Here is a 25,398-nt window from a genome sequence, read left to right on the forward strand (position 1 = left end):
ATATGAGTACTCAGCTGTTGATCTACCGCAGCGCCGTCCCGGTCACCGGAGCGCGTCATTTCGATTGCTCGATCGAAGCGCGCCAGGATTATGCCTTTAGCAGCGAGGTGAATTCCGTTCCCTTGATGGCGGTCGAGTTCCCGCTGGCCGCGAGCGAATACCCAATCGTTTTCGTGGCCTCGGAAAACGAGGTTCTTCCCGCGGTCATCCTCGGCCTCCGCGACAAGCAGAATCTCTACCTGACGGAGACCGGCAGCTGGGACGCCAGATATGTGCCTGCCTTCGTGCGCCGCTATCCCTTCGTTTTTTCGAAGGATGAGGATCGCTTCCTGCTGTGCATCGATGAGCGCTTCGAGGGCTTCAATCGCGAGGGCCGCGGTGAAAGGCTGTTCGACCAGGAAGGCAAGCCAACGCAATACGTGGAGAACGTCCTGAAATTCCTTCAGGACTACCAAGCCCATTTCCATCGGACGCAGGCGTTCTGCGCCAAGCTCAAGGAACTGGAGCTGCTCGAGCCAATGCAGGCGCAGGTTTCGCTTGGGGCGGGTAACCAGTTCTCGCTGAGCGGCTTCATGGCGGTCGACCGCGCCAAGCTCAAGGCCTTGAGCGGCGAGACACTTCAGGCGTTGGCGCAAACAGATGAGCTGGAACTGCTCTATTTGCACCTCAACTCGATGCGCATCTTCGATCGGCTCAAAGATCGCCTGGGACGTCAGCAGATGAAGGACACAGCCTCGGCCACACCAGATGATGAAGCGGAAGGCCGCAGTGCGGCGTCGCCCAAGCGGGGTCGGGCGAGCGAGGCTGCAAAGGAGCCTGCGGATGCGCCGGCCTAGCCCAGCGTCGAGGCCAGCGTAATCCCGTCCTGAGGGCGTAGAGAGTTTCATGAACGCAGCAACATCGGTCTACGCAACCGAGTCCGATGAGCTCGCTCGCGAGGAGGCGGTCAATTGGTCGAGATTCTCAAGCGCCAAGGACAGTAGCGAGTTTTGCGCAAGCTGGCTCGCGATCCTGTGCTTGCAGCTTGAGCGGGTAAGGACCGCATTCCTGGTCCTGGGGCCAGACGACAAGGGCGCCTATACGCCTGCTGCTGTCTGGCCCAACCAGGCGAAGAACCTGCAATATCTCGCGCCTGTCGCCGAACGGGTGCTCAAAGAGCGCCGCGGCATCGTGGTGTCCGAGGATCAGAGTCTGCCGGATCTGCGCAAGGCTGCGGTGATCGGCTACCCGATCGAGGTGTCGGGCGTCTTGCATGGTGCTGTCATCCTCGATATCGCCGCCAGCCCCGGGGCTGCGCTGCAAAGTGCCTTGCGTCGGGTTCACTGGGCGAGTGCCTGGCTGGTCGACCGTTTCCGCCAGCAAAATCTGGTGGTCAGAGAAGCGCAGCTTGGCCGGACCGTGCAGGCGATGGACGTGCTTGCGTTGGCTATTCAAGAGCGCACGCTGAATGCCGCAGCACTCGCTGTCTGCAACGAATTGGCGGCACGCCTGGATTGCCAGCGCGCCAGCATCGGCTTTCTCAAGCGCGGTTCGATTGACGTCGCGGTCATCTCGAACACTGCGACCTTCGATCCGCGAATGAATCTGGTTCGCTTCATCAACGAGGCGATGGACGAGGTTCTCGATCTAGAAAGCACCGTGGTTTATCCGCCGGTGCACGACGCAGATGCGGCGACCATCGCTCATGCCGAACTGGCGAGCTCGTTCAACGATACCGATATTTGCTCCGTTCCGCTGCTGGATGACGGTGTCCTCGTCGGCGTGATGATGCTTGAGCGTAGCAACGGGATGCCGTTTGACTCGCAGACGGTCGAGCTCGGCTCGACCCTTGGTCGGTTACTCGGGCCGGTTTTCGCGCTCAAGCAAGAGAATGAGCTTGGCCTTCCACGCCGGGTAGCGCGCTTGCTGAGCCGTGCCGGAGCGATCGCATTTGGACCGCGGCACCTCGGTCTCAAGGTGATGCTGGTCGCCGCCTTTGCCGTGGGCGCAGCCTTGGGTCTCGTCAAGGATGTCTACCGCGTGCCGGCAAAAACCGTTGTCGAAGGGCTCGTCCAACGCGCTGTCGTTGCCCCTTTCGAGGGGCATATCGCTGAGAGCAGGGTCCGTGCTGGTGATCTAGTCAAGATGGGCGAGGTGTTATGTCGGCTCGATGATCGCGAGATCAGGCTTGAGCTGACGAAGTTCAGCTCGGAACGGGAGCAACTGGTTCGCAAGCAGCGGCAGGCCTTGGCGGGACAGGATCGCGGGGCCCTGGTGGTGCTGGCGGCCCAGATCGCGCAGGCTGAGGCGCAAATGGCGCTGGTCAACGACAAGCTCCAGCGCGCGACGTTGACGGCTCCGATCGACGGTGTGGTCGTGTCGGGTGATCTCAGCCAGTTGCTCGGAACACCGACGGAACAAGGCAAGCTCCTGTTCCAGATCGCGCCGATGGATGCCTATCGTATCATGCTGGAAGTCGATGAACGCGATGTTGCGCTGGTCCGATTGGGTCAGAAGGGCGAGCTGACCGTGACAGGTCTGCCGGATGACCGCTACGGCTTCACCGTGCAGCAGGTCACGCCGGTGGCAAAAGCTCAGGACGGGCGCAACTTTTTCCGGGTCGAAGCGAAGCTCGACGCCGCGTCGGAGCGGATTCGTCCCGGCATGGAGGGGGTCGGCAAAATCGCGACGGTCGAGAGCCGTTTGATCTGGATCTACACGCGCGGTTTGGTCGACTGGGTGAGAGCGCTGTTCTGGAAATTCATGCCATAAGGGAGCTCAGGGTCGCGGCGTGACCACACCGATGCTCAGCAGTCTGTGGTACCGTGTCTCGGCCCTGCGGCCGCGACTGCGTTCGCATGTGCGCCTTTATCGGCATCAATATCGCGGTGAAATCTGGTTCGTCCTGCAGGACGCCGCCTCAGGTCGGACACATCGCTTCACTCCCGCGGCTCGCCTTGTTATGGCACTCATGGATGGTCGTCGAACCGTCGAGGAGATTTGGGAGACCGCAAACCAACAACTTGGCGAAGACGCGCCAACGCAAGACCAGCTTATCCAACTGCTTGGTCAGCTCCATGCCCGGGATCTGTTGCAGAGCAATATGGCTCCCCAAGTGACCGAGCTCCTGGCGCGTGGCGAGCGGGAAGAACGCAGGCGTTACCGACAATCGTTCGGTAACCCGATGGCGATCCGCGTGCATTTGTGGGACCCGGACGCCTTCCTCAACCGGATCCGGGGCCTCGTTCAATCGCTTTGGAGTCCATGGGGCGCCGCTTTGTGGTTGGCGATTGTCATCCCGGCACTCCTGCTCTTGCCGCAGCATTGGCCTGACCTCAGTCATAATTTCCGCGATCAAGTCCTATCGGTCGACAATCTCTTCGTGGCGTTCTTCGTCTTCCCGGTGCTGAAAATTCTGCACGAGATGGGGCATGCGACCGCGACGAAGGCGGGCGGCGGCGAGGTTCACGACCTCGGCGTGCTTTTCCTGGTCTTCTTGCCTGTGCCCTATGTCGACGCCACTGCTTCGGCGACGTTCAAATCGAAATATCAGCGCGCCCTGGTCGGGGCCGCCGGCATGGTGGTCGAGCTCTTCTGTGCTGCGGTCGCCTTTTTGCTCTGGACGTTGGTCGAGCCTGGGCTTGTCCGCGCCGTTCTGTTCAACGTCATGGTGATCGCCGGTGTCTCGACCGTGATCTTCAACGGCAATCCATTGCTGCGGTACGATGCCTATTACATTCTGGCCGATCTCATTGAAATTCCCAACCTGGCATCCCGATCGCTCAACTATTGGTCGCATCTGCTCGAGCGCTACGTGCTCGGCGTCGAAGACACGACCTCGCCGGCGGCGGACTGGGCTGAGAAATGTTGGCTGCTGGTCTATGGCGTTGCATCGACGCTCTATCGGATCGGCATCACTTTTGTGATCGCGATCTATATAGCGAGTCATTTCTTCATCATCGGCGTCCTGCTTGCGCTATGGTCGGTTTGTGCGATGGCGCTGCTGCCGTTGCTCAAGGGCGCCAGACACGTGATCGGCCATCCGCGTCTGCAGCGCCGTCGCTTCCGCGCCATCGCGGCGATTGCGACGCTGGCGAGTGTCCTTGTCACCGGCGTCTTTCTCTGGCCGGCTCCGAGCCACACTTCAGCGGAAGGTATCGTCTGGTTGCCCGAAAAGTTCCTTTTGCGCATCGGTGCCAATAGCTTTCTGGACGAGGTTCTGGTCCCGCCGGGCAGCGCAGTGAAGCCGGGAGAAGCTGTGATGGTTTCGCGCGACCCGGCCTTGACGACGCAACTGCGCGTCGGCGAGGCGCGCGTCATCGAGCTTGAGGCGACCTATGCCATGGAGTTCGCCAGCGACCACAGCAAGGCGCAGGTCACCATGGAGCGCCTCCGGCAGGAGCGGGCGACTTTGATGCGATTGCGCGAGCGAGAAGCCGAATTGACGATCCGGGCGCAGAGCATGGGCAGGTTCGTCGGTCCGCAGATCGAAGACATGGTCGGTCGATACTATCCGCGTGGCGAGCTGCTCGGCTACGTCATCGGCGAGGCGGAGCCACTGGTGCGTGTGATCGTTGCCCAGGACGCGGTCGACAAGGCAAGGCTAGATACGCAACGTGTCCGGCTGAAGCTCGCGGGCCAGCTCGACACTGCGTTTGAAGGGCGGATCATACGGGAAGTGCCGGCAGGCGAAGACTTATTGCCCAGCCGGGCCCTGACGACCGAAGGGGGTGGCCAAATTGCCGTCGATCCCCGCGATCAGAAGAACATCAAGACCTTCGAGCGCATGTTCCAATTCGATATCGCTCTCAAAGATCCAAACATCGTCCAGTATTTTGGCCAGCGCGCACTCGTCCGTTTCGAGCATCGCCCGGAACCGCTGGCCCTGCGCTGGTATCGCGCCGGACGCTTGCTATTCCTGTCTCGCTTCGGTGTTTGAGGACAACTTTGCCGAAGCCGCAGCCGACTACCATGACAGGAACGACACCAGTGCGCCAGGAATTGCGAGCGTTACAAGAGGCGGTTTCGTGAAGGCTAAGCTCAGCCTCAGCGCGTTGCTCGCCGACACAGATGCCCTCGCGCCTGGCGCGCCCTATGCGGAACGGCAGGAGCCTCCGAATGCCTGGCATGATCAGCTTGGACAGGTGATTGCGGCCCCGATCAGAACGCTTGTACACGCTATCCACAGCCCGACTTCGGCCCTGCGGGCGATCTTGCCAGAGGTTCAGCGGCACGATGCAGCCATGCGGCGGCTTTCGGACATCGAGCTTCGTGAGCATGCGACCGGGCTTCGCCGCCGCCTGCGGCAAACCGGGTTTGAAGCTCCGCTGGTTGGTGAGTGCTTCGCGCTCGTGCGCGAAGCAGCTTCGCGCACGCTGGGCATCCGCCACTACGACACCCAATTGCTCGCCGGGTGGGGGCTCATCCAGGGTAGGCTGGTCGAGATGGCGACAGGGGAGGGCAAGACCGTGGCCGCGACCCTGGCCGCCAGCACGATGGCCCTGGCCGGGGTGCCGGTGCATGTGGTCACCGTCAATGACTATCTCGCCCAGCGCGACGCCGACGAAACAGCCCCGCTTTATGATTTCCTGGGCTTGAGCGTTGGCGCTGTCGTGCAGAAGATGAGCAAGGCCGAGCGGCGCGGCGTTTATGCACGAGCGATCGCTTATTGCACCAATAAGGATCTCGCCTTTGATTATCTGCGCGATCGAGTCTCGCTCGGAGCGCGGACTAGCAAGCTTCACCTTGAACTCAGCAAGTTGCGGGGGGATCACTCTGAAGACGATGCTTTCGTTCTGCGCGGCCTTTATTTTGCAATCGTGGACGAAGCCGACAGCGTTTTCATTGATGAGGCGCGAACTCCTCTCATCCTGTCGGCATCGACGGATGCCAAGTCGGAGGATGTCGATATCGATCGAGCGCTTACGATCGCGAACGCGCTGGCTTTGCGGCAGGACTTCCGCGTCGATTGGGCCGATCGTCGGATTCATTTGACCGAGACGGGCAGGGACAGAATTGAGGCGCTTTCGGAAACATTCGCAGGGATCTGGCTGCGCCCCCGGCCGCGTGAGGAAATCGTCACCCAAGCCTTGTCGGCGGTGCATCTCTATCGGCGCGACGAGCATTACGTCGTCACCGACAACAAGGTGCAGATTGTCGATGAATCGACGGGCCGGATCATGCCGGACCGAGCCTGGGAGCGAGGTCTTCATCAGTTGATCGAGGCCAAGGAGGGCGTGGAGGCAACGGCGCGGCGTGAGACGCTCGCGCGCATTACCTATCAAAGGCTTTTCCCGCGCTATCTACGCCTGTCCGGGATGACCGGAACCGGAAAGGAGGTCAGTCGCGAGATCCGGCGAACCTATGATCTGGATTTTGTACGCGTGCCGCTCCATCGGCCGTCGTTGCGGCTTCGCTGTCGGTCGGTCGTGACCCCGTCTCGCGCGAGCAAGTGGCAAGCTGTCGCCGATGCTACAGAGCTTCTTCTGCGCGAAACGGCGCGGCCGATCCTGATCGGAACCCGTTCGGTAGAAGCGTCTGAGGAGATCAGTGCCGTGCTGGGCAGCCGCGGCATTACGCACACCTTGCTGAATGCGAAACAAGATGCAGCGGAGGCTGATGTCATCGCTCAAGCGGGGCAAGCCGCAAGCGTGACGGTGGCAACCAACATTGCCGGACGCGGCACCGACATCAAGCTGGAAGAGCGTGTTGCAGGAACCGGGGGCCTGCATGTCATCCTGACAGAGTACCATGAATCGCGTCGCATCGATCGTCAGTTGATCGGTCGCTGCGCTCGCCAGGGTGATCCGGGCAGCTATGCCACGATCATTTCCTTCGAGGATGCCATTTTCGCCACCTACGCGCCTCGGGCTCGTCGTCTTGCGCAGTGGCTCTTTCGCATTGATCCACGTTTGTCGTTGGGCGCAAACGGCCTTCTACGCTGGTCCGCGCAGGCGGCTGCCGAAGCACGCGCCCGCCGCGCGCGGATGGAGACGCAGGCGAATGATCGCCGTTATGACCAATTGCTCGCCTTCATCGGGCGCGGGGAATAGTTGGTGTGCGTCGGCGACACTGCAGTCGTTCTCGCCCAGCTTGTCGACATGCGAGCTCAGGAAAAGGCGATCGCCTTCCCGACTGACGCGAAGCTGATGCATTGCAATCCTGATCATTCCTGGCTGGATCGGGACTGCCACGGCGGATTCATGGGAACATGAACGCGGCAAGGGCCGCTGGCGTGGCGGTTATGAACGGGACTGGGAAGACGGAGAACGCAAGGTGACGTTCCGCACCGCTGACGGCTGCAAGGTCGAGCGGAAGTGGAAGCACGGCGAGTTCGAAGAGAAGATCAAATGCAAGCGCTGGTGAGCGCAGCGCCCGGCGAACTGGCGGCTATCCGGCACGCAGCCTCCGGCCCGAGGTCATGGGCGTCATGGCCCGGGCCGGAATCTGCGCTGGATCAGTAGTACTCGACCCAGGTGTCGTCGACGTAAACCTCATCTGCCGTGAACCAGTAATACCAATCCTCGGTCCCGTCGGTGAATTCGTAGCCGTAGTACCAGTCGGCGTATTGCGCGACCCGGAAGGCGCCGTCGTCCGCTGCGGCAAGGACGAGGTTCGGCCCGGCGAGCTCAGCGAGCCTCTGCTTGGACTTTACCTTGCGCACGGGGAGATTGCCCTTCTGCGCATGCTTGGCCGTCAGACTGGCGACCTTGCCGCCCTTGACCTCGACCTCGACGTCCACGCTCCCGGACTGAGCGAGCTTGTGTTTGCCGTTCTGTTTGACCTTGGCGCCGAGAAGCTTGCTGCCGCTCTGGTGCTTCTTGGGCTTCTTCTCCTTGCCATCCTTGTTGGCGGGCTGGGCGAGCGCGTTGGCGGCCAGGGCGACGGTGCCGGCGGAAGCCAACAATCCGAGAGCTGCACGACGATTGATCATGAACAATCTCCTTTGCATTACTGCTTTTGCGGTGACCTCAAGCCTGCGCACACAATCAAGTGCGCCTCTGACCGCCGGGTGAGCATTGAGGTGCGCGATGGTCCATTTATGTTTTTAAGTTGACCGAATTCGATATTATCGTTCATTCAGCATTCATTGATTGGCGCCAACGAAATATCTAACCTTCTCCGGATAAGAAACTTACATACCGTTTCAAATTCAGAAGTATTTTCTTGAGTTAGCTTCGAAGTTGCAGTGCCGTTACGCCTCGCAGCTACCGCCGCGGGCCTTGGAGATCGGACGGTTGCGAAGCGATGCCGTGGCTCGACGAGCTGCAAGGAGATTCTCAGCCGATCACAACCTCGACGCACCGGGGTCACGCAAGAGTTTCCGCGAGGGAAGCACAGCCGCAGCGTCTCGTCTTGACAGCCACGACGATCGGCTGGTTGCGCGAGTTGATCGAAACCAGATCGGACATCGATGCCGCGCTTCGCAATGCCAGCGAAGAACTCGCCGAAGCTCGCCGGGGAACAGTACACGGCAGAGATTGCTTCCGGACGTTCCGGGCCCGCCTGTGCCGGCGATCTAAGGAACAGCTCAAGGCCGGAAAATCGGAGTCCGAGGCGATCCGGGAAGCGGGCCTCTTGAAATCTGCCCTATGACATCCATATGCCATCCAGATGGATGGTATATGGATTGATGATGAAAACTCCCGATAGCGAAAAGCTGACACTGAATCTCGGTTTCGTGGATCTCGGCCGCATCGACCTGCTGGTTCGGGACGGCTTCTATTCCAACCGCTCCGACTTCATTCGCACAGCAATCCGCAACCAGCTTTCGACGCATTCCGACGTCGCGGCGAAGGCGACGACGCGATTGGCGCTTGAACTGGGGCTTCGGACATTCACGCGGCGGGACCTGGAGGCGGTGGTTGCCGCCGGGGAACAGCTCGAAATCCGGGTCCTCGGCCTGGCCGTGATCGATAACGACGTCTCCTCGGAGTTGGCGCGGCAAGCTATTGCATCCCTCACGATCCTTGGAGCGCTGCACGCATCGCCTGACATCAAGGCCGCCCTGGCCGATCGACTGACATGACTCAAAGGAAATTCGCCATGAATCCGCGCTTTCACGCCGCCATCGGCGAAGCCATGAGCCGCCTGCGAACAGCCGATGTGACGGGCGCAACGGCTGCGGTGCAGCGCGCTCTTGCCGGGCGCGAGCCTATGCGGAGAGGAGATCCGGATAGCGGCACACAAAGCGGTGACGGTTTCGAAACGCCTTCGGCGCGCGGTCTCCGAGCAATCCTGCAGAAGCTTCGAAATGAGCGGGCGAACTTCGTCCCTACGCCCAGCCATGGCGACGCAATCGCGGAAGAGGCTCGTGACAGTGAAAACTTCCGAGCGCGCAGGTTCCAATCGGCCGTCGGCTCGGTGGCATACAAGCTCTACCTGCCCTCCGATCACGCCGACCGTGAACTCGCGCTGGTGATGATGCTGCATGGCTGTACACAAAACCCGGACGATTTCGCGCGCGGGACCCGGATGAACGCATTGGCCGAGGAATTTGGCCTGATCGTCGCCTATCCTCTGCAGCCGAAATCGGCCAATGCCCAGGGTTGCTGGAACTGGTTCGACGCTCGTCACCAGGAGCGCGGCGCCGGCGAGCCGGCAGTCTTGGCCGGACTCGCTCAGGAATTGGCTTCGGAATTCAAGATCGATCGCAAGCGGGTCTTCGTTGCCGGCCTGTCGGCGGGCGGAGCTATGGCCGACGTCCTGTCCTCGGCCTATCCTGACGTCTTTTCCGCAGTCGGCATTCATTCCGGTCTGCCTCACGGCGCGGCCTGCGACGTCATGTCGGCATTTGCCGCGATGAAGGGAAATGGGAAAGCGGCGGCGAAAGGCCGTTCGCCCATCAGAAAGATCATTTTCCACGGAGGGGCCGATGCCAGGGTTCATCCGTCGAACGGCAAGCGAGTGTTCGATCTCGCACGGTCCGCACATGGCGAACCACCCGAGTTTCAGACCGATACGGTGATCAATGGTAAACGCGTGACCCGGTCGCTGCTCGGACATGGCCAGGATCCCGCAATCGCCGAGCACTGGCTCATCCATGGCGGCGGTCATGCCTGGTCGGGAGGTGATCATCTGGGAAGCTATGTCGATGCGACGGGTCCCGATGCCTCCCGCGAGATGATCCGCTTTTTCCTCGAAGCCTGAGACGATGTTTCGCGATGCGAAAATCTTAGCTCAGTCAAATCCAAGCGGTGCTCGTCACCGATCTCGTGTCAACGAGGAACAAAGGACACTGCGGGCCGTCCGCCATTCATGACCAATCCGATCAAATCTCGGGACGGCCAGTTGCGCGGCGCAGCTCATGCCCCAGTCCATGACATGGATCAGTCGCTTCCGGTCGATTCGCTCAAGAATGTCGCCCGCAAGAGCCAGCAGCTGAAAGCTCGTGCGGTTGCAGGGCGGCATATCGACGAAGCGCTATCCGGCTTGCCCATCTCGGACGACACAAAGGCTTCACGGAAGGCGAAGCTCATCGATGTGCCAGCCGCACGCCGAGATAGAGTTTCAGCCTCGATCGTCAGCGACGGCCGAGGCGGAGCGGCTCGTCACGATGAGGCCTCGTCGCCGCGGTCTCTGGAATGGGCTCGCCTGCAGGTTCCGCGGGTGAAGCGCTCGATCTCGGCGAGCGCCTCGTCGAGTGTCCGGTAAGGCTCCAGCTTCATGGTCGCCATCGTCTGCACAGCATGCCCGGCGGGATGGATTCGGAATGCGCCGGCGGGTTCTTCCACGACGCGTCCCATCTCCCGACCGAGCAGGTCGGTCAGCAGCCAGGCTGACTCCCCCGGTTCTGAAGTCACGTCGATGTCCAAGACAAATCCCTTCGATCAAGCGCCCGCGAACGCCATCAACTTCGCGTTCACTCCGGATTCTTGCGGGTCTTCGACCCAGGCGGAGCTGCCGCGGCGTCCGCGCGCTCAAGTGCCTCCTTGCGCAGCCGCTGTTCCTTCAGCCGGGCCGTGTTCGCGTCTCGCGCCTGGTTGAGGCTTTCGACCTCCGACAGGACGCGATTCCGCGAGAGCGATTGAGTCTGCGTCTTCAGGAACGCAGCCTCCGCCTGAGTGCGGGATTTCGAGTGCTCGGTCATGCTGCTTTCCTCCTGATTGGCGGCTACAGCCGCCCCTTCCGCCCGGTCGCCGATGCCGAGCTGCTCTTGATCATCCCCGAGAGCCGGATGCCGGCGATTTTGCCTTCGCTTTCGAAACGATGATCTGGTTGTGACCGATCGCCCTTTCGCGGCCGTCGATGCCTCGAATCCGGTACTGGCGTTCACCGCTCTCCCGCGCCGGCATCACGCGGATAATCTCGTAATCGCCCTCTCCCGAGCGATCGGCGAAGCCGAATGACAGGCGCACGATGTCGCCGACCTTGATGGGGCGTTCGGTCATGGCTTTTCGCTTTCGAGGATGGGCTGCCTGGTGGAAAGCCGCTTGTCTTCGCCGCGTGCATCTGTCAGCGCGTCGCAAACTTCCATCGCCTCCAGCAGTGCGGCGATCTTCACCGTGGCGAAGTGGCAGAAGGTGTCCGAGACCGCATAGGGCAGGACAATCATGTCGCCGTGACGCATCGCGCCGCAGGTGTAGACGACGTTGGGAACGTAGCCTTCCCGTTCCGACGGCTCGGGCTGGACGAACGGCTCGCGCAGGCGACCCAGCACTTTCGAGGGGTCCGCCTTGTCGAGCAGAACCGCGCCGATCGTGTATTTTCGCACCGCCCCGACGCCGTGGATCAAGAGCAGCCAGCCTTCGTCGAGCTCGATCGGCGAGCCGCAAGTGCCGATCTGCACGAACTCCCACGGAAACTGCGGCTTCAGGATCGCGACCCCGCCGGCCCAGGTCAGGAGGTCGTCCGAATAGATCAGGTAGAGGTTTTCATTGTCCTGCCGGGAGATCATCGCATAGCGGCCGCCGAGCTTGCGCGGAAACAACGCCATGCCCTTGTTCACGGCGGCGGAGCCTCGCAGCGGCGACAGCCGGAACGACAGGAAGTCGCAGGTCTCGATCAGCTCCGAGCGGATCGACCTACCGTCATAGGCGGTATAAGTAGCACGGTAGACGCTCTCGCCGCCGTCCTGAAACGCGACGAAGCGCGCATCCTCGATGCCGTTCGACTGCGATGCGGTGACGGGAAAAATCACCCGCTCGCTGATGTCGCTATCGGCCGCGAAGACGACCTCGACGTCCTCGCCATCGAGGCGCGCCATCCGGTTGTGCAGGGTGGCGATAGTCGCCAGGCGCGAGGTCGGGTCGACGCTGACGCCGCCATCGGCCGCGATCGATCCGGAACGGAACGTCAGGGACGAGATGTGTCCCTCTCCAACGGCGCGAACGCTGAGGATGAAGCGAAGCCCGCCTGCGGGAGCGCCGGACTGGTCGGGATGCAGCACGATGCTCGGATTGAAGAGCGCCGCCGCCTCGAACGAATACTCGTGCATGAAATAGGAGCCGACCAGTTGGCGCTGGACCTTGGTGAAGGCGCCATGACTGGCGAAGACATCCTCCATCTCGTCGGCGCGCGTCTCGAATCTCTCCAGCAGGTTGCGATGCCGGCCGTTGAAATTCTCCAGCACCTCGGCAAGCAGGCTCGCTGCCGCCTCCGGGGCGAGCGACAGAACCCGATCGACGATATGGTTCGCTTTGGCCTTGTCGGCAGCACCGAAATCTCTGGGTTCGCCTGCGGGGCCGAACCTACGCACGACGACCCTCGATGGATCGGGATGCAGATACAGGGCCTGCCTGTTCAGAAAAGTGGGCTGGGACAAGACGTCCGCCGATCTGTTTGTGCAAGGTCACCGAAGGCTCAGGCATGCAAGGCCCGAAGCGGCGCCAATTTCGGGCGATCCCCGCTGATGCGGGCAAGCTGGCGAATCTCGGCGAGGCCGAGCAGATAGGATACCACGGATTCGCCGCCGCGGTTCTCATTTGGCCGATCGCGATGCAGGCCGTCTCGGCAGGCGCCGGTGTCCAGGTCAACCAGTGGCGATGAGAGATCGTTATCGCCCAGGAACCAGGCGAAAGCGCGTGTAGCTTCAGTGCGCCATTGCGGATCGCCATCGGCCCGCCAGGCTGCGAGGCAGGCGGAAATCGTCGCCGTCGCTTCCAGTGGCTGCTGGTCGAAAGCCTTCGGCGCAGCACGGCGGTCACTGAAGCTCTCCGAGCCAACCGGTCTGAACAGGCCCGCCGGCGTCGTCTGAAGATGCGCGAGCCACCGCAGCGAGCGCAGGCCGGCCTCTACATAGGCTGGAACCTCCATCGACATCCCGGTCGCGATGAGGGCTTGGGACAAGCGCGCATTGTCGTAGGAGAGCCCGTCCTCGAACCAGACCCAGTCCGGCGTCTCGACCGTCGAGATCAGGCCAAGCAGGCGGTCGGCGAGAAGCGTGCGCGTCGAGGCGGCAACGGCGGACGCACCGGCAATGGTGCAGTACGCATCGAGGCCCAGCAAGGCAAAAGCCCAGGCGCGCGGGGAGCTGAAACTCTCGATGACGGGCAAGGCTTCGGCGAACAGCGCGGCAGCCCAGCGCCGCCGCGAAGCGCTCGCGTCGTCACGCGCGCAGATACCGAGCGCCCAGAGCGTGCGTCCATGGCTGTCTTCCGACCCGGCATCCTCGAGCCAGCGCCGGTCGAAGCTCATGAAGTTGCGGAAGCGCCGTCGATCGGGATTCCAGGCATGCTGGACGAAGGAGGCGAAGCGCGCGGTAAGCGCGTCTGCCAGACGTGGCTCGCCGGCGCCGTTCAGAACGCTGGCGAGGAGCAGAGCGCGGGCATTGTCGTCGACGCAATAGCCATGCGTGCGATCCGGCACGGAATGGACGGCGTGCTGGAACAACCCGGTATCGTCGCACATGCACAAGAGGTGGCCAGTCTGCATCGCGGGCGGTGCCGCTGCTGCCGGCAGGGCCCTTGGTTGGCTGGAACCCGCAACAACGCTCAGCGCACGGCCTCGGCGGGCAGTCTCGAAGGCTGCGAGGTAGCGCTTCGCGGTTCGCTCCCATGTCATCGAACGGCTGCTCGCATAGGCGCGCAGCCTCATGGCCTGGCGTCGGGGAGCATCGGTCAGCAAGCCTGCTATCTCGTCGCCGATGGCGACGGCATCGCCGAAGGGCACGAGGATGCCGCGCCCGTCGGCGAGCAATTCCCTCGCATGCCAGTAGGGCGTCGAAACCACCGCCTTGCCGAGCCCGAAACTGTAGGCCAGCGTGCCCGACGTCATCTGCGCCTCGTTGAGATAGGGCGTGACATAGACATCGCACATCGAGATGAAGCCGAGCAGCGTCGCCTGATCGACGAACTGGTCGAGAAAGACGACGTGGTCCTCGACCCCAAGCTCACGCACACGGGCCATTAGGCTCTCGCGATAGGCTTCACCATGCTCGCGAACGAGATTGGGATGCGTCGCGCCCAGAACGACATAGATCGCATCGGGGCGGCGCCTCAGGATCGAGGGCATCGCGTCGATCATCACTTCGATGCCTTTGTTGGGCGACAGAAGGCCGAAGGTCAGGATGATGGAGTGACCGCTGAAGCCCAGCCGCTCCTTGGCTTCATCCGGCTCGACAAAGGCGAATTCGGGAATGCCATGCGCGATCACCTCGATCTTGTCGGCCGGCAGCCGGTAGACGGTGCGCAACAGATCGCGCCCCTTCTCGGCCATGACGACAACGCGGGCCGAGGCATCGACGATCCGTTCCATTACGTTGCGCTGCAACGGCGTCGGCTCGGACAGTACAGTATGCAGCGTGGTGACGACGGGCATCGTCAGGCGCGACAGCAGCGCCATGATGTGCCCCCCGGCCTCGCCACCGAAGATGCCGAATTCGTGCTGGAGGGAGACGACGTCGAAGCGGCCTTCATTCAGGAAATCGGCGGCGCGGGCATAGTCCTCGAGCCGGTCGTCGACGATCTGACAGTGCACGGAGAACGGATAATCGTAGCCGTCGCCATGGTCGTTCATGGCGACGATGGAGGTGTCGACATCGGAGGATGCTATCGCCTGCTGAAGATCCGTGGTGAAGGTCGCGATACCGCAGCGACGCGGTAGCGAGTTACCGATGAAGGCGACGCGCGTGGCCTGGTTCATGACAGCGCCTCCGTGGACGAAACCTGGGATGTTGCAAATGTCGGAGGCGGCCCGGTCGGCGGTGAAACCGTCTCGCGGAGCGCGGGAACGTCGCTGCCATCGACACGACGCAGGAGGTCGCGGTTGGGCGCTGCGGCGTCGTAGGCGACAAGACAGGACATGCCTCCCTCGCCCGGCACGATGCGTACCGTCTGCGCCTCGATGAAGCAGCCTTGGCCGACACCGACCTGCAAGACGCCGACACCGCCATCGCCGGCGATGATGGCAAGCCAGGTCTCGCATCGGGCATCGAGGTCCCAGATCGATCCGGCAGGCAGGTCAATCCGCTCGAAGACGAAATAGGGGTTTGCGACGAGCACGGTCCGGACGTAGCTCAGGCGCCGCACCGGCACGGCGCGTTTCGCAGGTCCGGCATGAGCGACCGCGATGCCCTGCTCGATATGAAGCTCGCGGGGACCGCCGTGGTCGAAGAGACGGAACGTCGTGTCGCTGCGCTGCTGAATCTCGGCGAGCACGAGGCCTGCGCCGATCGCGTGGATCGTTCCGGCCGGGACGGCGATGACGTCGCCCTCGAACGGCCTGTGCCATGCGACGAGCTGGGCGATCGAGCCATCCGCAACAGCGGTGCGCAGTTGCTCCGGAGTGATGGCCGCGTTCAGGCCGAGACCGACAGTAGCGTCGGCCGCCGCGGACAGGATGTACCAGGCTTCCGTTTTGCCACGCGGCAGCCCCATCCTATGGGCGGCAGCGTCGTCCGGATGCACCTGGATCGACAGCGCTTCCTGTGTGAACAAGAGTTTGAGCAGCAAGGTGGGCTCCGGCGCATGCGGATCGCAGCGCTGGAACCAGAGCTCGCCGATCGGAACGCTCGGGTGCCCGGCCGCACTCCAGTGAAGCAGATCGGTCGTCCCCCAGGGCTTGGGGATCATCTCTATGCAGGCCTGTTCGAGCGCCATGTCGGGCTCCTGGTGCGTATTGGCCGGCAATCGAACGGCGGAATGCCGTACGATGCAGCCATGGTAAGCAGCGGCTTGTCGTGACACCGGTGCGTCGGTCGTTCTTCGCAAGCGACATCGGGGGAATGGCGCGCGTTGGAAGGGCACCACCTGCGCTCCAAGCTTGGAGCGGTTTTGCGAGTGATTACGTCGATAGAGCCGCCTTCGATGTGGCGGCGAAATCCTCGGTGCCAGAGCAGGGTCGCCGAATTTCCTCGTCGGAGAAACCGCATGCGCGGGGTCCGCAGAAATTATCCCCGCCGTCCCTCCGCATCGATGTCAGTCTCAGCGCCGCCATCGGTTTCCAAAGCGTGCGCCAGTCCGCTGGAACTCACCGAGAAGACCTGTGGGCGGTCGGGTGTCGAGAGGGCCGGGGCGGACAACCGGTGGCGATCTGTCGATAAACGAGGAAGAGATGGCCGGAATCTCCTCTTCGTCCACCACCACGCGATAGTCCCGGCAGGCTGCACATGGTCGAGCCCGCTCAGCCTGAACGGGTTCGTGAATGAGACTGTGGTCTCCCGGCTGCGGATGTTCACGTCAGCTCTTCTTCTTCGGCTTACTCGCTAGTGTGAGCACCGCCGGAATCCCCTTTGCCGATACGGGCACTGCCGCAGCTTCCTTCTTCTTTTTGGGCTTTTTGGCCTCCCGATTCCCACGCATTTGTCCCTTGGCCATGATGATCTCCGATCGCGTTGGCGACATCGGCTCTGCTCCGCGCCGATCACGCGAAGCGGCTCATGTCCGCTCGACAGATGTTGCGTCCTGCCCGGGGGGGAGGGTGGTGCTCAGGTCTTAGGCATGCCGAGTGTTTCGGCGCAGGCTTTGGCCACCCCCGAGTCCGGCGACGAACTACCGACCATCGTGGCCCAACCGCCCTTGGCGATGAAGTCTCCCTGACTCCACGAACTGATCTTCTTCAGTTCAGCGAGGGCGGCATCGGCATTGGGTTGCTGTTGGAAGTTGCTCACGCAGATCGGCGACAACGCAGCGATGACGGCATTCTCGGCTCTCAGCTTCGCGAGGCGTTCACTTGACGAAGCCGTTGACCAGCCACCCCAGGTGAATCCGACAACTGCGAGGGCGATCGCACCGCCAACCGCGCCCCAGATTGCAGGTTTGGTCTGTGAGGGGATTTTCATGGAAGATCCTTCCGTTTTGCGGAAGAAAATCTTCCGTAAAATATAATAACACACTATGCGAAAATTATTCAGAATAATTATTGCGCGAAAGTGTGTTCTAATATTTTACGAATTTCAGAATTTTCATGAATTTCCGAATTGGAAATTGCGATCCTCTCACACAAAATTCAGCATGGCGCAGCCATTATCCGCTTGAAACCTGTATTAATATTGAATTCATCAGAATTTCGGCGTGAAGCAAAGCGTGGCGGCAAAAGGTCGTTCGCCTCAGATTCCGGTTCTCAAGAGAAATTCTCGACGGTCAGCCGGTAAAATCCCGAGCGATGCCTCCCATAAGCAGATCGAGCTGCTTGCAGTATCACCTCGCGGTTTTGATCGAACACGACCAAGGCTGCGGCCTCCCTGGCGTCGAACGGAGCGGGGCTGAGCTTCCGCAGCGCCTCGAAATCAATCTGGAATGCTACCTCCAGCGAGGAGTCGGAGCCCCAAAAGCTCACGCATGATCGCCCTGCTTCAAAGCGCCGAACGGTATTGGGAAAATTGAGTGGCATCGCATCGCTCCCAGGTGGACATCCAAGCTAAACGGGGAAGCCGCATCGGCTTCGGCCGACTTGCGCATTCGCCCTCCGCTAGCAGGCCTTCTTTCCTTGGCCAGCATGAGCGGCCGGTTGCTGATCCAAATCCGCTCGATAGGCCCGAATGTGACGGCTTTTCCGCGTTCTCCGCAGCCAGACACCGATGACGAACGAAGCGGCGGCGCAAATCCCCAGCAGCGCCATATGAGGCAACATGGGCACGTCGTGGAAGCGGCTTATGCCCTGTGCCCCGACACCGAACAGCGGGATGCCAACGATGCCATACATCATCGTCGACTCTCGGGGCGCCGGTGCATATCTGGATGCAGCATTCAGCGCGTCGTTCTTGCGCTGCTCGAACCTCATCACAGCAGCACGACGGCGAAGGCGAGAGCGAAGGCCGCGATCAAGCCCAGATGGGCGATCCAGCCGAGATATCGCGCGGCTATCCAAACGCGATAGAAATACCAAGGTATTGAGATCGTTGCCATATCGGGCTCCAAATGCTGGGCCCAAGGCAGAAAATCTGCCGAGTCATCATAATGACCCTCAAACAATAAGCAAGGTCATATGAGCCATGTTTTGATAATAACACTCGATCAGGGAAAAGTCCATTTTCATAATTTTATTTGGTGAGATCGACGGATTTTTGATTTTATTATTTTGTTTTATTTCGAAGGCGGCCTATGATGCGTTTATCGGCAGTCTCTTATCAGGGCGCTGTCGGCTGAGGGCGTTCGCGCTCTGGCCCTGACCGGGGAGGGCGCCATGTCCTCAACCTTTCTGACAACAGGCAACACAAAATTGATCGAGCACCTGCTCGATGAGATTTACGAATCCTGGGTGCAGCGCGGCATCGATGTCGAGCAAGCCCGTGCTGAACTCTTCGCCCGCGCTCATGATATCGGTGCTCGCATCGATACCAACTTCGGCCGACGCTTGGGAAATCAGACGGGAGGGGCCGACAGGGGGGATACCCCCTATCTTCGACAAGAACACATGCTCCCTTCGCCAGATGAGGAGCTCAATGCGGCGGCGGAAATTCTGCCAATTTCAACAGCTCGTCATACCGATGTCCTGATCATCGGACGGAATTTCAGCGGCGAAGCGGCTTTGATCCGATGGCTCTCGGACGGTCCTTCGCCTCGGACAAATGGATTCTGGGCGCGATGCGACAACGACGAACCATTCGCGGCGACGCATTGGATTCCATCAACCTGGACGGCTGATGAGGAGCAGAAACATTCTGGCCGACGGGCGCACGAAGACGCCAACCCGGAACTCCTGTCCCGCCTTGATCTTCAGTCGGCTATTGCGGCGTTTCTAACGCTCTGCCAGGTCGAAGCTGGCGCGGTATCTGCGGCGACTGCGGCAGACGCTATTCGACGTATCTTCCCCAATTGGAAGGCCGCGGGGATCGACCTTGCCACAGCAATCGCAGAGGAAGCACGCCGCCAAGGCTTTCCGATTGATGAGGGAGTGAAACCGCCCATCCCACTCTCTCTGGAGAACTGGGAGAATGAAGGTGGTGCCGTAGCCGAGGAGAAACGTCATCGAGCCATTGCTAGCCAAGCCCTCTGTTTCTCCTCCATGAGGCCAGGCTGATTTGCGAAGACGGGCAGGTCGTGAACCTCGCGATCACCGACCACAGTAGCGATGGAGCGACCTTCGTTGGAAGGCTGCTCGACGAACGCTGCAAGACTGAGGAACTGAGTCATGCCCAGCAACTACCAGCAAGGTGATGTCATCAGCCTGACCTTCGGCTTCCTGGACCGACCGGGTGTGGGAAATTTCCAGATCATACGGGTGCTGCCGGTGAACGAAAAAGGACAGAGGCAATACCGGGTTCGCGGCGCCGATGGTCGCGAGCGCGCCATCGAAGCGCATCAGATCCGGTCCCGCTCAAAAAGCCTTTCGGAAATCTGAGATAGGCACGGCTTCAGCGGGGTGAACAAGCGGCCATGATCATCGCAGAGAATTGCAGGCGCGGATTATGACGGACCGGACCACAGTCGAGATAAATTGGCCAGCGGCATCATACCTTCACGACTGGCTGTGTGCAGACATTGAGGTGCGATGTCGAGGCGGGTTCGAGGATCTCGTGACCGAACGCTTTGAGCCTGACTCGCTCAGACAGCACAGCGCTCAACTTCGGAGCTTCCTGGGCATGTCCTCCAGAGCCCAGGCCTTGTCCGTGAGAAGCTGCGCCACGGCCAGACCCATTGCGATGGCGCCGAGGACGAAGCCGGCTTGGGCCCCGGTCGTGAGCGCTGCGCTCTCACGTCGCCGCGGTTGAGCAGCGTCATGGTGTCGTAGGCGAGGAGGCCTGGAAACATCACGATGACGCCCGGCACGGTCAGCGCGATGCGCGGCTTCTCGACATGGGGACCAACCCTGGTCGCTGCCAGCCCGACGACGAGAGCGCCGATCGCCAGCCCCGCGTGCCATGTGCTGTTGTAGAGAACGGCAAATCCCACGCCGCCGGCGAAGCTCGCAGGCGCGTAGATCAGGGATGGCGAGGCTGGACTGCCGATGTTCGCCGTCGGCATGGTCGGCGCCAGTCCAGCTGGCGACCGATGCGTTCCGCACGCTCACTGCATGAACCAGCCATGGCTTACGACGAGGGACTGGCCGGTCAGCGCGTTGTTCTTCGCCGCGGCGAAATAAAGCACCGCGTCGGCGACATCGTCGGTCGTCGTGAACTCGCCATCGACCGTGTCCTTGAGCATGACCGTCTTGACCACCTGCTCCTCGGTGATGCCGAGCTCCTTGGCCTGCTCGGGAATCTGCTTGTCGACGAGCGGCGTGCGCACGAAGCCGGGGCAGACGACATTGGCGGTGACGTTGTGCTCGGCGCCTTCCTTGGCCAGGACCTTGGCCAGGCCGACCAGCCCGTGTTTGGCCGTGACATAGGGCGCCTTCAGCTTCGAGGCTTCCTTGGAATGCACCGACCCCATGTAGACCACGCGGCCGTAATTGGCGGCGTACATATGCTTGAGGCAGGCGCGCGTGGTCAGGAAGGCGCCGTCGAGATGGATCGAGAGCAGCTTCTTCCAGTCGGCATAGGGGAAATCCACGAGCGGCTTGACGATCTGGATGCCGGCATTGCTGACGAGCACGTCGATCTTGCCATACTTCGCAACGACGTCGGCGACGCCCTTCTCGACCTGATCCTCGTCCGTCACATTCATCGCGATCGCAAAGGCATCGGCCCCCGTCGCCCTGATTTCGGTGGCCGTCACGGTGGCAGCGTCGAGATTGAGGTCGGCGATGACCGGGATGCCGCCCTCGGCGGCGAAGCGGATCGCGATCTCCTTGCCGATGCCGCTCGCGGCGCCGGTGATGATGCCCACTCTTCCATCGAAACGAGCCATGATGCCGTTCCCTTTCAGGTGTTTGAGGTTTCGGTTGCCAGGTAATCGAACACGACTTCGCCGAGACCGAGCGTCAGATCGGCGATGTAGTGGCTCGCGGAGACGACTTCGCGTACGGGTAGACGCGCCACGTCGCACATCGCATGCTCGAAGAGTTGCAGCGCGGCCGGGCCGGTCCAGGCGCCTTTCAGCGTCACGTCTTCCATGTAGTAGCGCACCAGCTCGCAGATGCGCGGCGTGCCGTCGACATGCGGGATGATCTTGACCATGAAGGCGGGCTTTTCCATCGCCTTGGCCAGTGGCGCGAGCGGCAGTTCGCGGTGCTTGTAGCCCATGGTCGCTGTGACACAGAGCACCGAGCCGTAATGCAGGGTGCCCACCAGCGTCTCCTGCTCATGCATCAGCTTCGGCGTCGCCAGCTTCTTGGGAAAGCCCCAGATCTCGCGGCCGCCGGCGATCGGCGAATTGTCGTCGAGATACATGGCGTGCACGTAGCTGCCTTCCTGCACCTCGCCGGACGGCGTGGTGTAGCGCACCGGAATGACCTGCCCGGTCTCGGTATAGTCGCCGAAGCCGGTCGAATCCGGCATGCGGATGAACTCATAGGCCACGGTGTCCCCGACGAGCTCAAGCGGCTCGGGCACCACCGAACGCAGGCGTTCGGGATCGGTCCGGTAGGTGATGACGACGAATTCGCGATTGTAGAACTTGTATGGCGGCTTCGGGTAGGCGGGGTCGTGCAGCGGCATGGCGAAAGCCCTGGCGCGGACATCGGCGATCTTCATCGGTGCTGGCCCTTTTTTCGTGTTCCGTGACTGGGGCGGAGGGAAAATGAGCGGAGTCGGCGATCACCACGGGCCGTTCGCAAGCCGCTATTCGCGCGCCCGCGCCGCCGCTCCCGCGAGGTCGAATGTTGCGACGCCGTCCGGCGTCTGCGGGCGCCGGAACACGTCCGGATTCCTCAGGTTGAGGAGCGCGTCCTCATAGCCGGACGCCCAGTGCTCCTCCATGGTCGCGCGCGAGAACTCGTAGTCCTTGGAGGAGCCTTCGTAGCTCTTGGCGCGGTAGATCAGGTGGACGATGTTGTAGACTTTCTCGTCGGCCTCGGCGAGCAGCGCCAGCACCTCGGGGTCAGCCTCAGCCAGCGCCGCCTCCGGAATCCGCTCGATCAGATGCCCCAGCGCGCGACGCAGGCTCTGGGCCTTGCGGAACTGATCGGTCGCAGCGCGGGTGCGGCTCGAGAAGCGGATGTCCTTCAGTCGCAAGTCCTGGCTGGCCAGATTCTCGGGAAACTCACCCTTTGCGCTCCACAGATCGACCTGGAAAGCGAGGGTGTCCTGACGCGGCTTGCTCTCCAGGACCCATTGCAGCGGGGTGTTCGAGATCAGCCCGCCGTCCCAGTAGTGCTCGCCGTCGATCTCGACGGCCGGGAAGCCGGGAGGTAAGGCGCCACTGGCCATGACGTGCTCGGGACCGATGACATGGCTCGTCGTATCGAAATAGACGAAGTTCCCGCTGCGCACGTTGACCGCGCCGACGCTAAAGCGCATCGGGCCGGCATTGATGCGGTCGAAATCGACCAGCCGCTCCAGCGTGCCCCGCAGCGGGCCGACATCGTAGAAGCTCTGGGCGGCTGGTCCACCGGTAATCGACAGGAAGGGAGGGATCGGACGCGGGCTGAAGAAGTCCGGCGCGCCGCCCGTCAAGGTGATGAAGGCGCGCATCTGGTTGAGCCAGCCATGAGCCAGGTCGTTGTTCCATTGGGTCACGCCCAGCATGGAGGCGAACAGGGATGGAAGAGCTGCGGGCGGCGCTGTGATTGCCTCCCAGAATGCGCGTAGTGCATCGACGCGCCGCTCGGGCGGGTTTCCGGCGATCAAGGCGGAATTGATCGCGCCGATCGAGATGCCCGCGATACAGTCGGGATGCAGCCCGGCTTCGGCAAGCGCCTGATACACCCCGGCCTGATAGGAGCCGAGTGCCCCGCCTCCCTGCAGGAGCAGCGCGATGCGTTCGAACGGCGGTCGTTCGCTCATGGGGCAGGTCTCGCTCGTGACGGATGAAGGGCTGCTGCACCGCAAGCAAAGGCGATTGCAGCCGCGCAGGCAAGAAGGACAATCTTCAACACGCAAATCCGTCTCTCATCCGGAACGGCCAACGGAAACCCTATCGGGCGATAGGCGCCGTGGGGACCTATTCCCAGCGAACGGGAGCGGTCTAGCCTGCGCTGCCCCGCAATCGTTACGGTGAGACACCACGCCGACAGAATTGGGACGCCATGCCGAACAGAACGGGCTTTCAGGGCGGTGATGCTGCTTTGTGTTTGGTAATAAACAGACAGCCTAAATATCAAATGCAAAATGATTTAAGAAAATTCGCTTCAATCTTTATCCTGACAATCGCAACGTCTCCGGTCGTTGCCTAAGTCCTCCCTCTGCCGCCCGCTGCTCCTTTGCCGGTAGATGCCAATACCAAAAATCCGGAAAAGCCATTCTACGTTGATCTTACCGGCCTCGATTTCGCGACAAACCCACCGACGCGCAATCCGTACAATCCCGCCTACCCGAAAGCCCTGGAACTAAAGGATGCGACAAAGGTCTGCTAAGGCTCGCGACGGAACGCAGCATCGGTGCCACAGCACCGCCCGCTATGGGGCCGAAACCGGATATCCACTTCGCAGCATGTGAATGTCCGCTCCCGGGCGAGCAGCTAAGGTCTGCTCATGGCGCACTAGCGAATCCAACATCACAGCGTAAGTCTCGTTGCCATATGGTTTGGCTTCCGTCGGCAATCTTGTTGCGATTGGCCGCCGAGTTTGCGGCGCTTCTGCCTGGGTGAGCTGCCCGGATCTGTTGCCCGTCGGATTGTGGCGTCGTCCCGATCAGCGGCCGAAGGTCGCCTTTAGCAGGTTGCTGCCCATCATCAAGGCGCTCAGGCTAATAGCTGCGGCCAGCATCACGTACCAGGCCGGCGCGAGGGCGCTTCCCGTCTGGGCGATCAGCCAGGTGGTGATGAACGGCGCGAACCCGCCGAAGAGCGTGACCGCGAGATTGTAGGCGATGGACAGGCCGGTCGAGCGCATGGCCGGCGGGTAGAGCTCCGCCATCGCTGCTGGCGCGGGGCCGCTGAAGCCCGCGATCAGCACGGCGAAGACGATCTGCGCGAGCACGAGGTTGAACACGCTGGGCTGGCCCGTCAGCCAGAACAGCAGTGGCCAGCTCAGCAGGAGTATCCCCAAAGCGGACGCCAGCATGATCGGGCGCCGGCCAACCCTGTCCGACCAGTCGCCGAAGACGGGCGCCAGCACGACGATCAGCACGAGCCCGATGCTGTTGGCGAGAAGGCTCGCACTCTGCGGTACGCCGAGCTGGCGTACTGCATAGGTCGGCATGGTGACGAGGAAGAAATAGGTGCAAACGGTCCAGGCGATGGTGATGCCGAAACCGGTGATCACGGCGCCGCGGTGGCGGTCGAGCGTGTCGCGCAGCGGTGAGAAGGTGGTCTCGGGCCGCGCCGCGCGCTCGCGCAGGATGGCCTTGAACGCCTCGGTCTCGTCGACACGGGAGCGGATATAGAGGCCGACCGGCGCGATCAGGAGCCCGATCATGAATGGCACGCGCCAGCCCCAGGCCTCGAGCTCCGCCTGCGGGAGAAACCCGGTGAGCAGCGCGCCGGTCAGCGACCCCAGTAACAGGGCTCCCGCCTGGCTCGCCTGCTGCCAGCTCGCATAGAGGCCGCGGCGCTCGGGGGGAGCATGCTCGACCAGAAAGGCGGTGGCACCGCCGATCTCGCCGCCGGCGAAGAAGCCCTGGATCAGCCGCGCGAGCACGATGATCGCTGGCGCCCAGGCGCCGGCCGTCGCGTAGGTCGGTGCGAAGCCGATCATGGCTGTGCCAAGTGCCATCAGCAGGATCGTCAGCGAGAGCGCCGCCTTGCGGCCGCGCCGGTCGGCGAGCGTTCCGAGCACCAACGCACCGACCGGACGCATGACGAAGCCGACGCCGAACGTGGCGACGGTCAGCAGGAGCGATACTGTGGCGTCGCCCGTGGGGAAGAAGAGCTTGGCGAGCGTCAGCGCGAAGAAGCCGTAGACGGCGAAGTCGTACCACTCCAGCGTATTGCCGACGACCGCGGCAATCACCGCCCGTCGCCGCGAAACCTTGCCGGTTGCCGTTGCAGTCGCAGGTTCGGAATCGGAATGGGTAGCGGCGAGTTCTGTCATGGTGATCCCCTCTTTAGAACGAGCCCTGGC

The 25,398-nt window shown here is 61.9% G+C and carries 26 protein-coding genes; 9 read left to right on the plus strand and 17 right to left on the minus strand.

Annotation, left to right across the window (positions count from 1 at the left end):
• Window positions 1-17 precede the first annotated feature (17 nt).
• The 4 genes from FQV39_RS29165 (at window position 18) to FQV39_RS29175 (ending at window position 7,031) form a co-directional block, all read left to right on the plus strand.
• Window positions 18-836: a SapC family protein gene (locus tag FQV39_RS29165; protein WP_210251154.1), complete on the plus strand. Its 819-nt coding sequence runs from the start codon at window positions 18-20 to the stop codon at window positions 834-836.
• A 49-nt stretch (window positions 837-885) separates the two neighbouring features.
• Window positions 886-2,751, plus strand: coding sequence for a GAF domain-containing protein (locus FQV39_RS29170; protein WP_149133479.1), 1,866 nt, complete (start codon window positions 886-888; stop codon window positions 2,749-2,751).
• A gap of 19 nt (window positions 2,752-2,770) precedes the next feature.
• Window positions 2,771-4,918, plus strand: a complete 2,148-nt coding sequence (locus FQV39_RS33380) for a PqqD family peptide modification chaperone (protein ID WP_187640114.1) — start codon at window positions 2,771-2,773, stop codon at window positions 4,916-4,918.
• Window positions 4,919-5,006: 88 nt separating this feature from the next.
• Window positions 5,007-7,031, plus strand: coding sequence for a preprotein translocase subunit SecA (locus tag FQV39_RS29175; protein ID WP_187640115.1), 2,025 nt, complete (start codon window positions 5,007-5,009; stop codon window positions 7,029-7,031).
• Between the two features lie 404 nt (window positions 7,032-7,435).
• On the opposite strand, the gene FQV39_RS29185 is transcribed toward FQV39_RS29175, so the two are convergent.
• On the minus strand, window positions 7,436-7,912 hold the full coding sequence (locus tag FQV39_RS29185; RefSeq protein WP_149133482.1) for a hypothetical protein: 477 nt from the start codon (window positions 7,910-7,912) through the stop codon (window positions 7,436-7,438).
• A 422-nt stretch (window positions 7,913-8,334) separates the two neighbouring features.
• Between FQV39_RS29185 and FQV39_RS29190 the strand changes: the two genes are divergently transcribed.
• The 3 genes from FQV39_RS29190 to FQV39_RS29200 are packed head-to-tail and all read left to right on the plus strand — an operon-like array spanning window position 8,335 to window position 10,128.
• Window positions 8,335-8,574: a hypothetical protein gene (locus FQV39_RS29190; protein ID WP_149133483.1), complete on the plus strand. Its 240-nt coding sequence runs from the start codon at window positions 8,335-8,337 to the stop codon at window positions 8,572-8,574.
• Window positions 8,575-8,581: 7 nt separating this feature from the next.
• Window positions 8,582-9,007 carry a CopG family transcriptional regulator gene (locus tag FQV39_RS29195; protein ID WP_472840616.1) on the plus strand — a complete coding sequence of 142 codons (426 nt, stop codon included), beginning with the start codon at window positions 8,582-8,584 and terminating at the stop codon, window positions 9,005-9,007.
• 17 nt (window positions 9,008-9,024) lie between these two features.
• Window positions 9,025-10,128 carry an extracellular catalytic domain type 1 short-chain-length polyhydroxyalkanoate depolymerase gene (locus tag FQV39_RS29200; RefSeq protein WP_149133484.1) on the plus strand — a complete coding sequence of 368 codons (1,104 nt, stop codon included), beginning with the start codon at window positions 9,025-9,027 and terminating at the stop codon, window positions 10,126-10,128.
• Between the two features lie 401 nt (window positions 10,129-10,529).
• Here the strand turns inward: FQV39_RS29200 and FQV39_RS29205 are convergent, their stop codons facing one another.
• From FQV39_RS29205 to FQV39_RS34175, 11 genes are all read right to left on the minus strand, one after another.
• Window positions 10,530-10,793: a hypothetical protein gene (locus tag FQV39_RS29205; RefSeq protein WP_149133485.1), complete on the minus strand. Its 264-nt coding sequence runs from the start codon at window positions 10,791-10,793 to the stop codon at window positions 10,530-10,532.
• Window positions 10,794-10,840: 47 nt separating this feature from the next.
• Entirely contained in the window at window positions 10,841-11,068 is a 228-nt protein-coding gene (locus tag FQV39_RS29210; RefSeq protein ID WP_149133486.1) for a hypothetical protein, read from the minus strand.
• A 70-nt stretch (window positions 11,069-11,138) separates the two neighbouring features.
• Window positions 11,139-11,369 carry a hypothetical protein gene (locus FQV39_RS29215; RefSeq protein ID WP_149133487.1) on the minus strand — a complete coding sequence of 77 codons (231 nt, stop codon included), beginning with the start codon at window positions 11,367-11,369 and terminating at the stop codon, window positions 11,139-11,141.
• Complete coding sequence (locus tag FQV39_RS29220; protein ID WP_149133488.1) at window positions 11,366-12,742, minus strand: glycoside hydrolase family 130 protein; 1,377 nt, start codon at window positions 12,740-12,742, stop codon at window positions 11,366-11,368. Before FQV39_RS29220 ends, FQV39_RS29215 begins: the two co-directional genes overlap by 4 nt.
• A 38-nt stretch (window positions 12,743-12,780) precedes the next feature.
• Entirely contained in the window at window positions 12,781-15,060 is a 2,280-nt protein-coding gene (locus FQV39_RS29225) for a glycosyltransferase family 4 protein (RefSeq protein ID WP_149133489.1), read from the minus strand.
• On the minus strand, window positions 15,057-16,016 hold the full coding sequence (locus FQV39_RS29230) for a class I mannose-6-phosphate isomerase (protein ID WP_187640116.1): 960 nt from the start codon (window positions 16,014-16,016) through the stop codon (window positions 15,057-15,059). The genes FQV39_RS29225 and FQV39_RS29230 overlap by 4 nt, the downstream gene beginning before the upstream one ends.
• A gap of 579 nt (window positions 16,017-16,595) precedes the next feature.
• Complete coding sequence (locus tag FQV39_RS33385) at window positions 16,596-16,733, minus strand: hypothetical protein (protein ID WP_187640117.1); 138 nt, start codon at window positions 16,731-16,733, stop codon at window positions 16,596-16,598.
• Window positions 16,734-16,843: 110 nt separating this feature from the next.
• Window positions 16,844-17,197 carry a hypothetical protein gene (locus FQV39_RS29235; protein ID WP_149133490.1) on the minus strand — a complete coding sequence of 118 codons (354 nt, stop codon included), beginning with the start codon at window positions 17,195-17,197 and terminating at the stop codon, window positions 16,844-16,846.
• A gap of 281 nt (window positions 17,198-17,478) precedes the next feature.
• Window positions 17,479-17,748 (minus strand): DUF1488 family protein, encoded by a 270-nt coding sequence (locus FQV39_RS29240; RefSeq protein WP_149133491.1) that lies wholly within the window; start codon window positions 17,746-17,748, stop codon window positions 17,479-17,481.
• 78 nt (window positions 17,749-17,826) lie between these two features.
• Window positions 17,827-18,138, minus strand: coding sequence for a hypothetical protein (locus tag FQV39_RS29245; RefSeq protein WP_149133492.1), 312 nt, complete (start codon window positions 18,136-18,138; stop codon window positions 17,827-17,829).
• Window positions 18,138-18,263: a hypothetical protein gene (locus FQV39_RS34175; protein WP_282570131.1), complete on the minus strand. Its 126-nt coding sequence runs from the start codon at window positions 18,261-18,263 to the stop codon at window positions 18,138-18,140. The genes FQV39_RS29245 and FQV39_RS34175 overlap by 1 nt, the downstream gene beginning before the upstream one ends.
• Before the next feature lie 277 nt (window positions 18,264-18,540).
• Between FQV39_RS34175 and FQV39_RS29250 the strand changes: the two genes are divergently transcribed.
• Together FQV39_RS29250 and FQV39_RS29255 are read left to right on the plus strand one after the other, a co-directional pair.
• Window positions 18,541-19,377 carry a hypothetical protein gene (locus FQV39_RS29250; RefSeq protein WP_149133493.1) on the plus strand — a complete coding sequence of 279 codons (837 nt, stop codon included), beginning with the start codon at window positions 18,541-18,543 and terminating at the stop codon, window positions 19,375-19,377.
• 111 nt (window positions 19,378-19,488) lie between these two features.
• Window positions 19,489-19,698, plus strand: a complete 210-nt coding sequence (locus FQV39_RS29255; RefSeq protein WP_149133494.1) for a hypothetical protein — start codon at window positions 19,489-19,491, stop codon at window positions 19,696-19,698.
• Between the two features lie 203 nt (window positions 19,699-19,901).
• Here FQV39_RS29255 and FQV39_RS29260 read toward each other — a convergent pair whose 3' ends face one another.
• From FQV39_RS29260 to FQV39_RS29280, 5 genes are all read right to left on the minus strand, one after another.
• On the minus strand, window positions 19,902-20,321 hold the full coding sequence (locus FQV39_RS29260) for a threonine/serine exporter family protein (protein ID WP_149133495.1): 420 nt from the start codon (window positions 20,319-20,321) through the stop codon (window positions 19,902-19,904).
• A 42-nt stretch (window positions 20,322-20,363) separates the two neighbouring features.
• Window positions 20,364-21,146: a 3-hydroxybutyrate dehydrogenase gene (locus FQV39_RS29265; RefSeq protein WP_149133496.1), complete on the minus strand. Its 783-nt coding sequence runs from the start codon at window positions 21,144-21,146 to the stop codon at window positions 20,364-20,366.
• A 14-nt stretch (window positions 21,147-21,160) separates the two neighbouring features.
• Entirely contained in the window at window positions 21,161-21,931 is a 771-nt protein-coding gene (locus FQV39_RS29270) for an acetoacetate decarboxylase (RefSeq protein ID WP_149133497.1), read from the minus strand.
• Between the two features lie 87 nt (window positions 21,932-22,018).
• Complete coding sequence (locus FQV39_RS29275; protein WP_149133498.1) at window positions 22,019-23,182, minus strand: patatin-like phospholipase family protein; 1,164 nt, start codon at window positions 23,180-23,182, stop codon at window positions 22,019-22,021.
• An 845-nt stretch (window positions 23,183-24,027) separates the two neighbouring features.
• Window positions 24,028-25,368: an MFS transporter gene (locus FQV39_RS29280; protein ID WP_149133499.1), complete on the minus strand. Its 1,341-nt coding sequence runs from the start codon at window positions 25,366-25,368 to the stop codon at window positions 24,028-24,030.
• Window positions 25,369-25,398 lie beyond the last annotated feature (30 nt).

The organism is Bosea sp. F3-2 (genome assembly GCF_008253865.1).
Classification (GTDB): domain Bacteria; phylum Pseudomonadota; class Alphaproteobacteria; order Rhizobiales; family Beijerinckiaceae; genus Allobosea.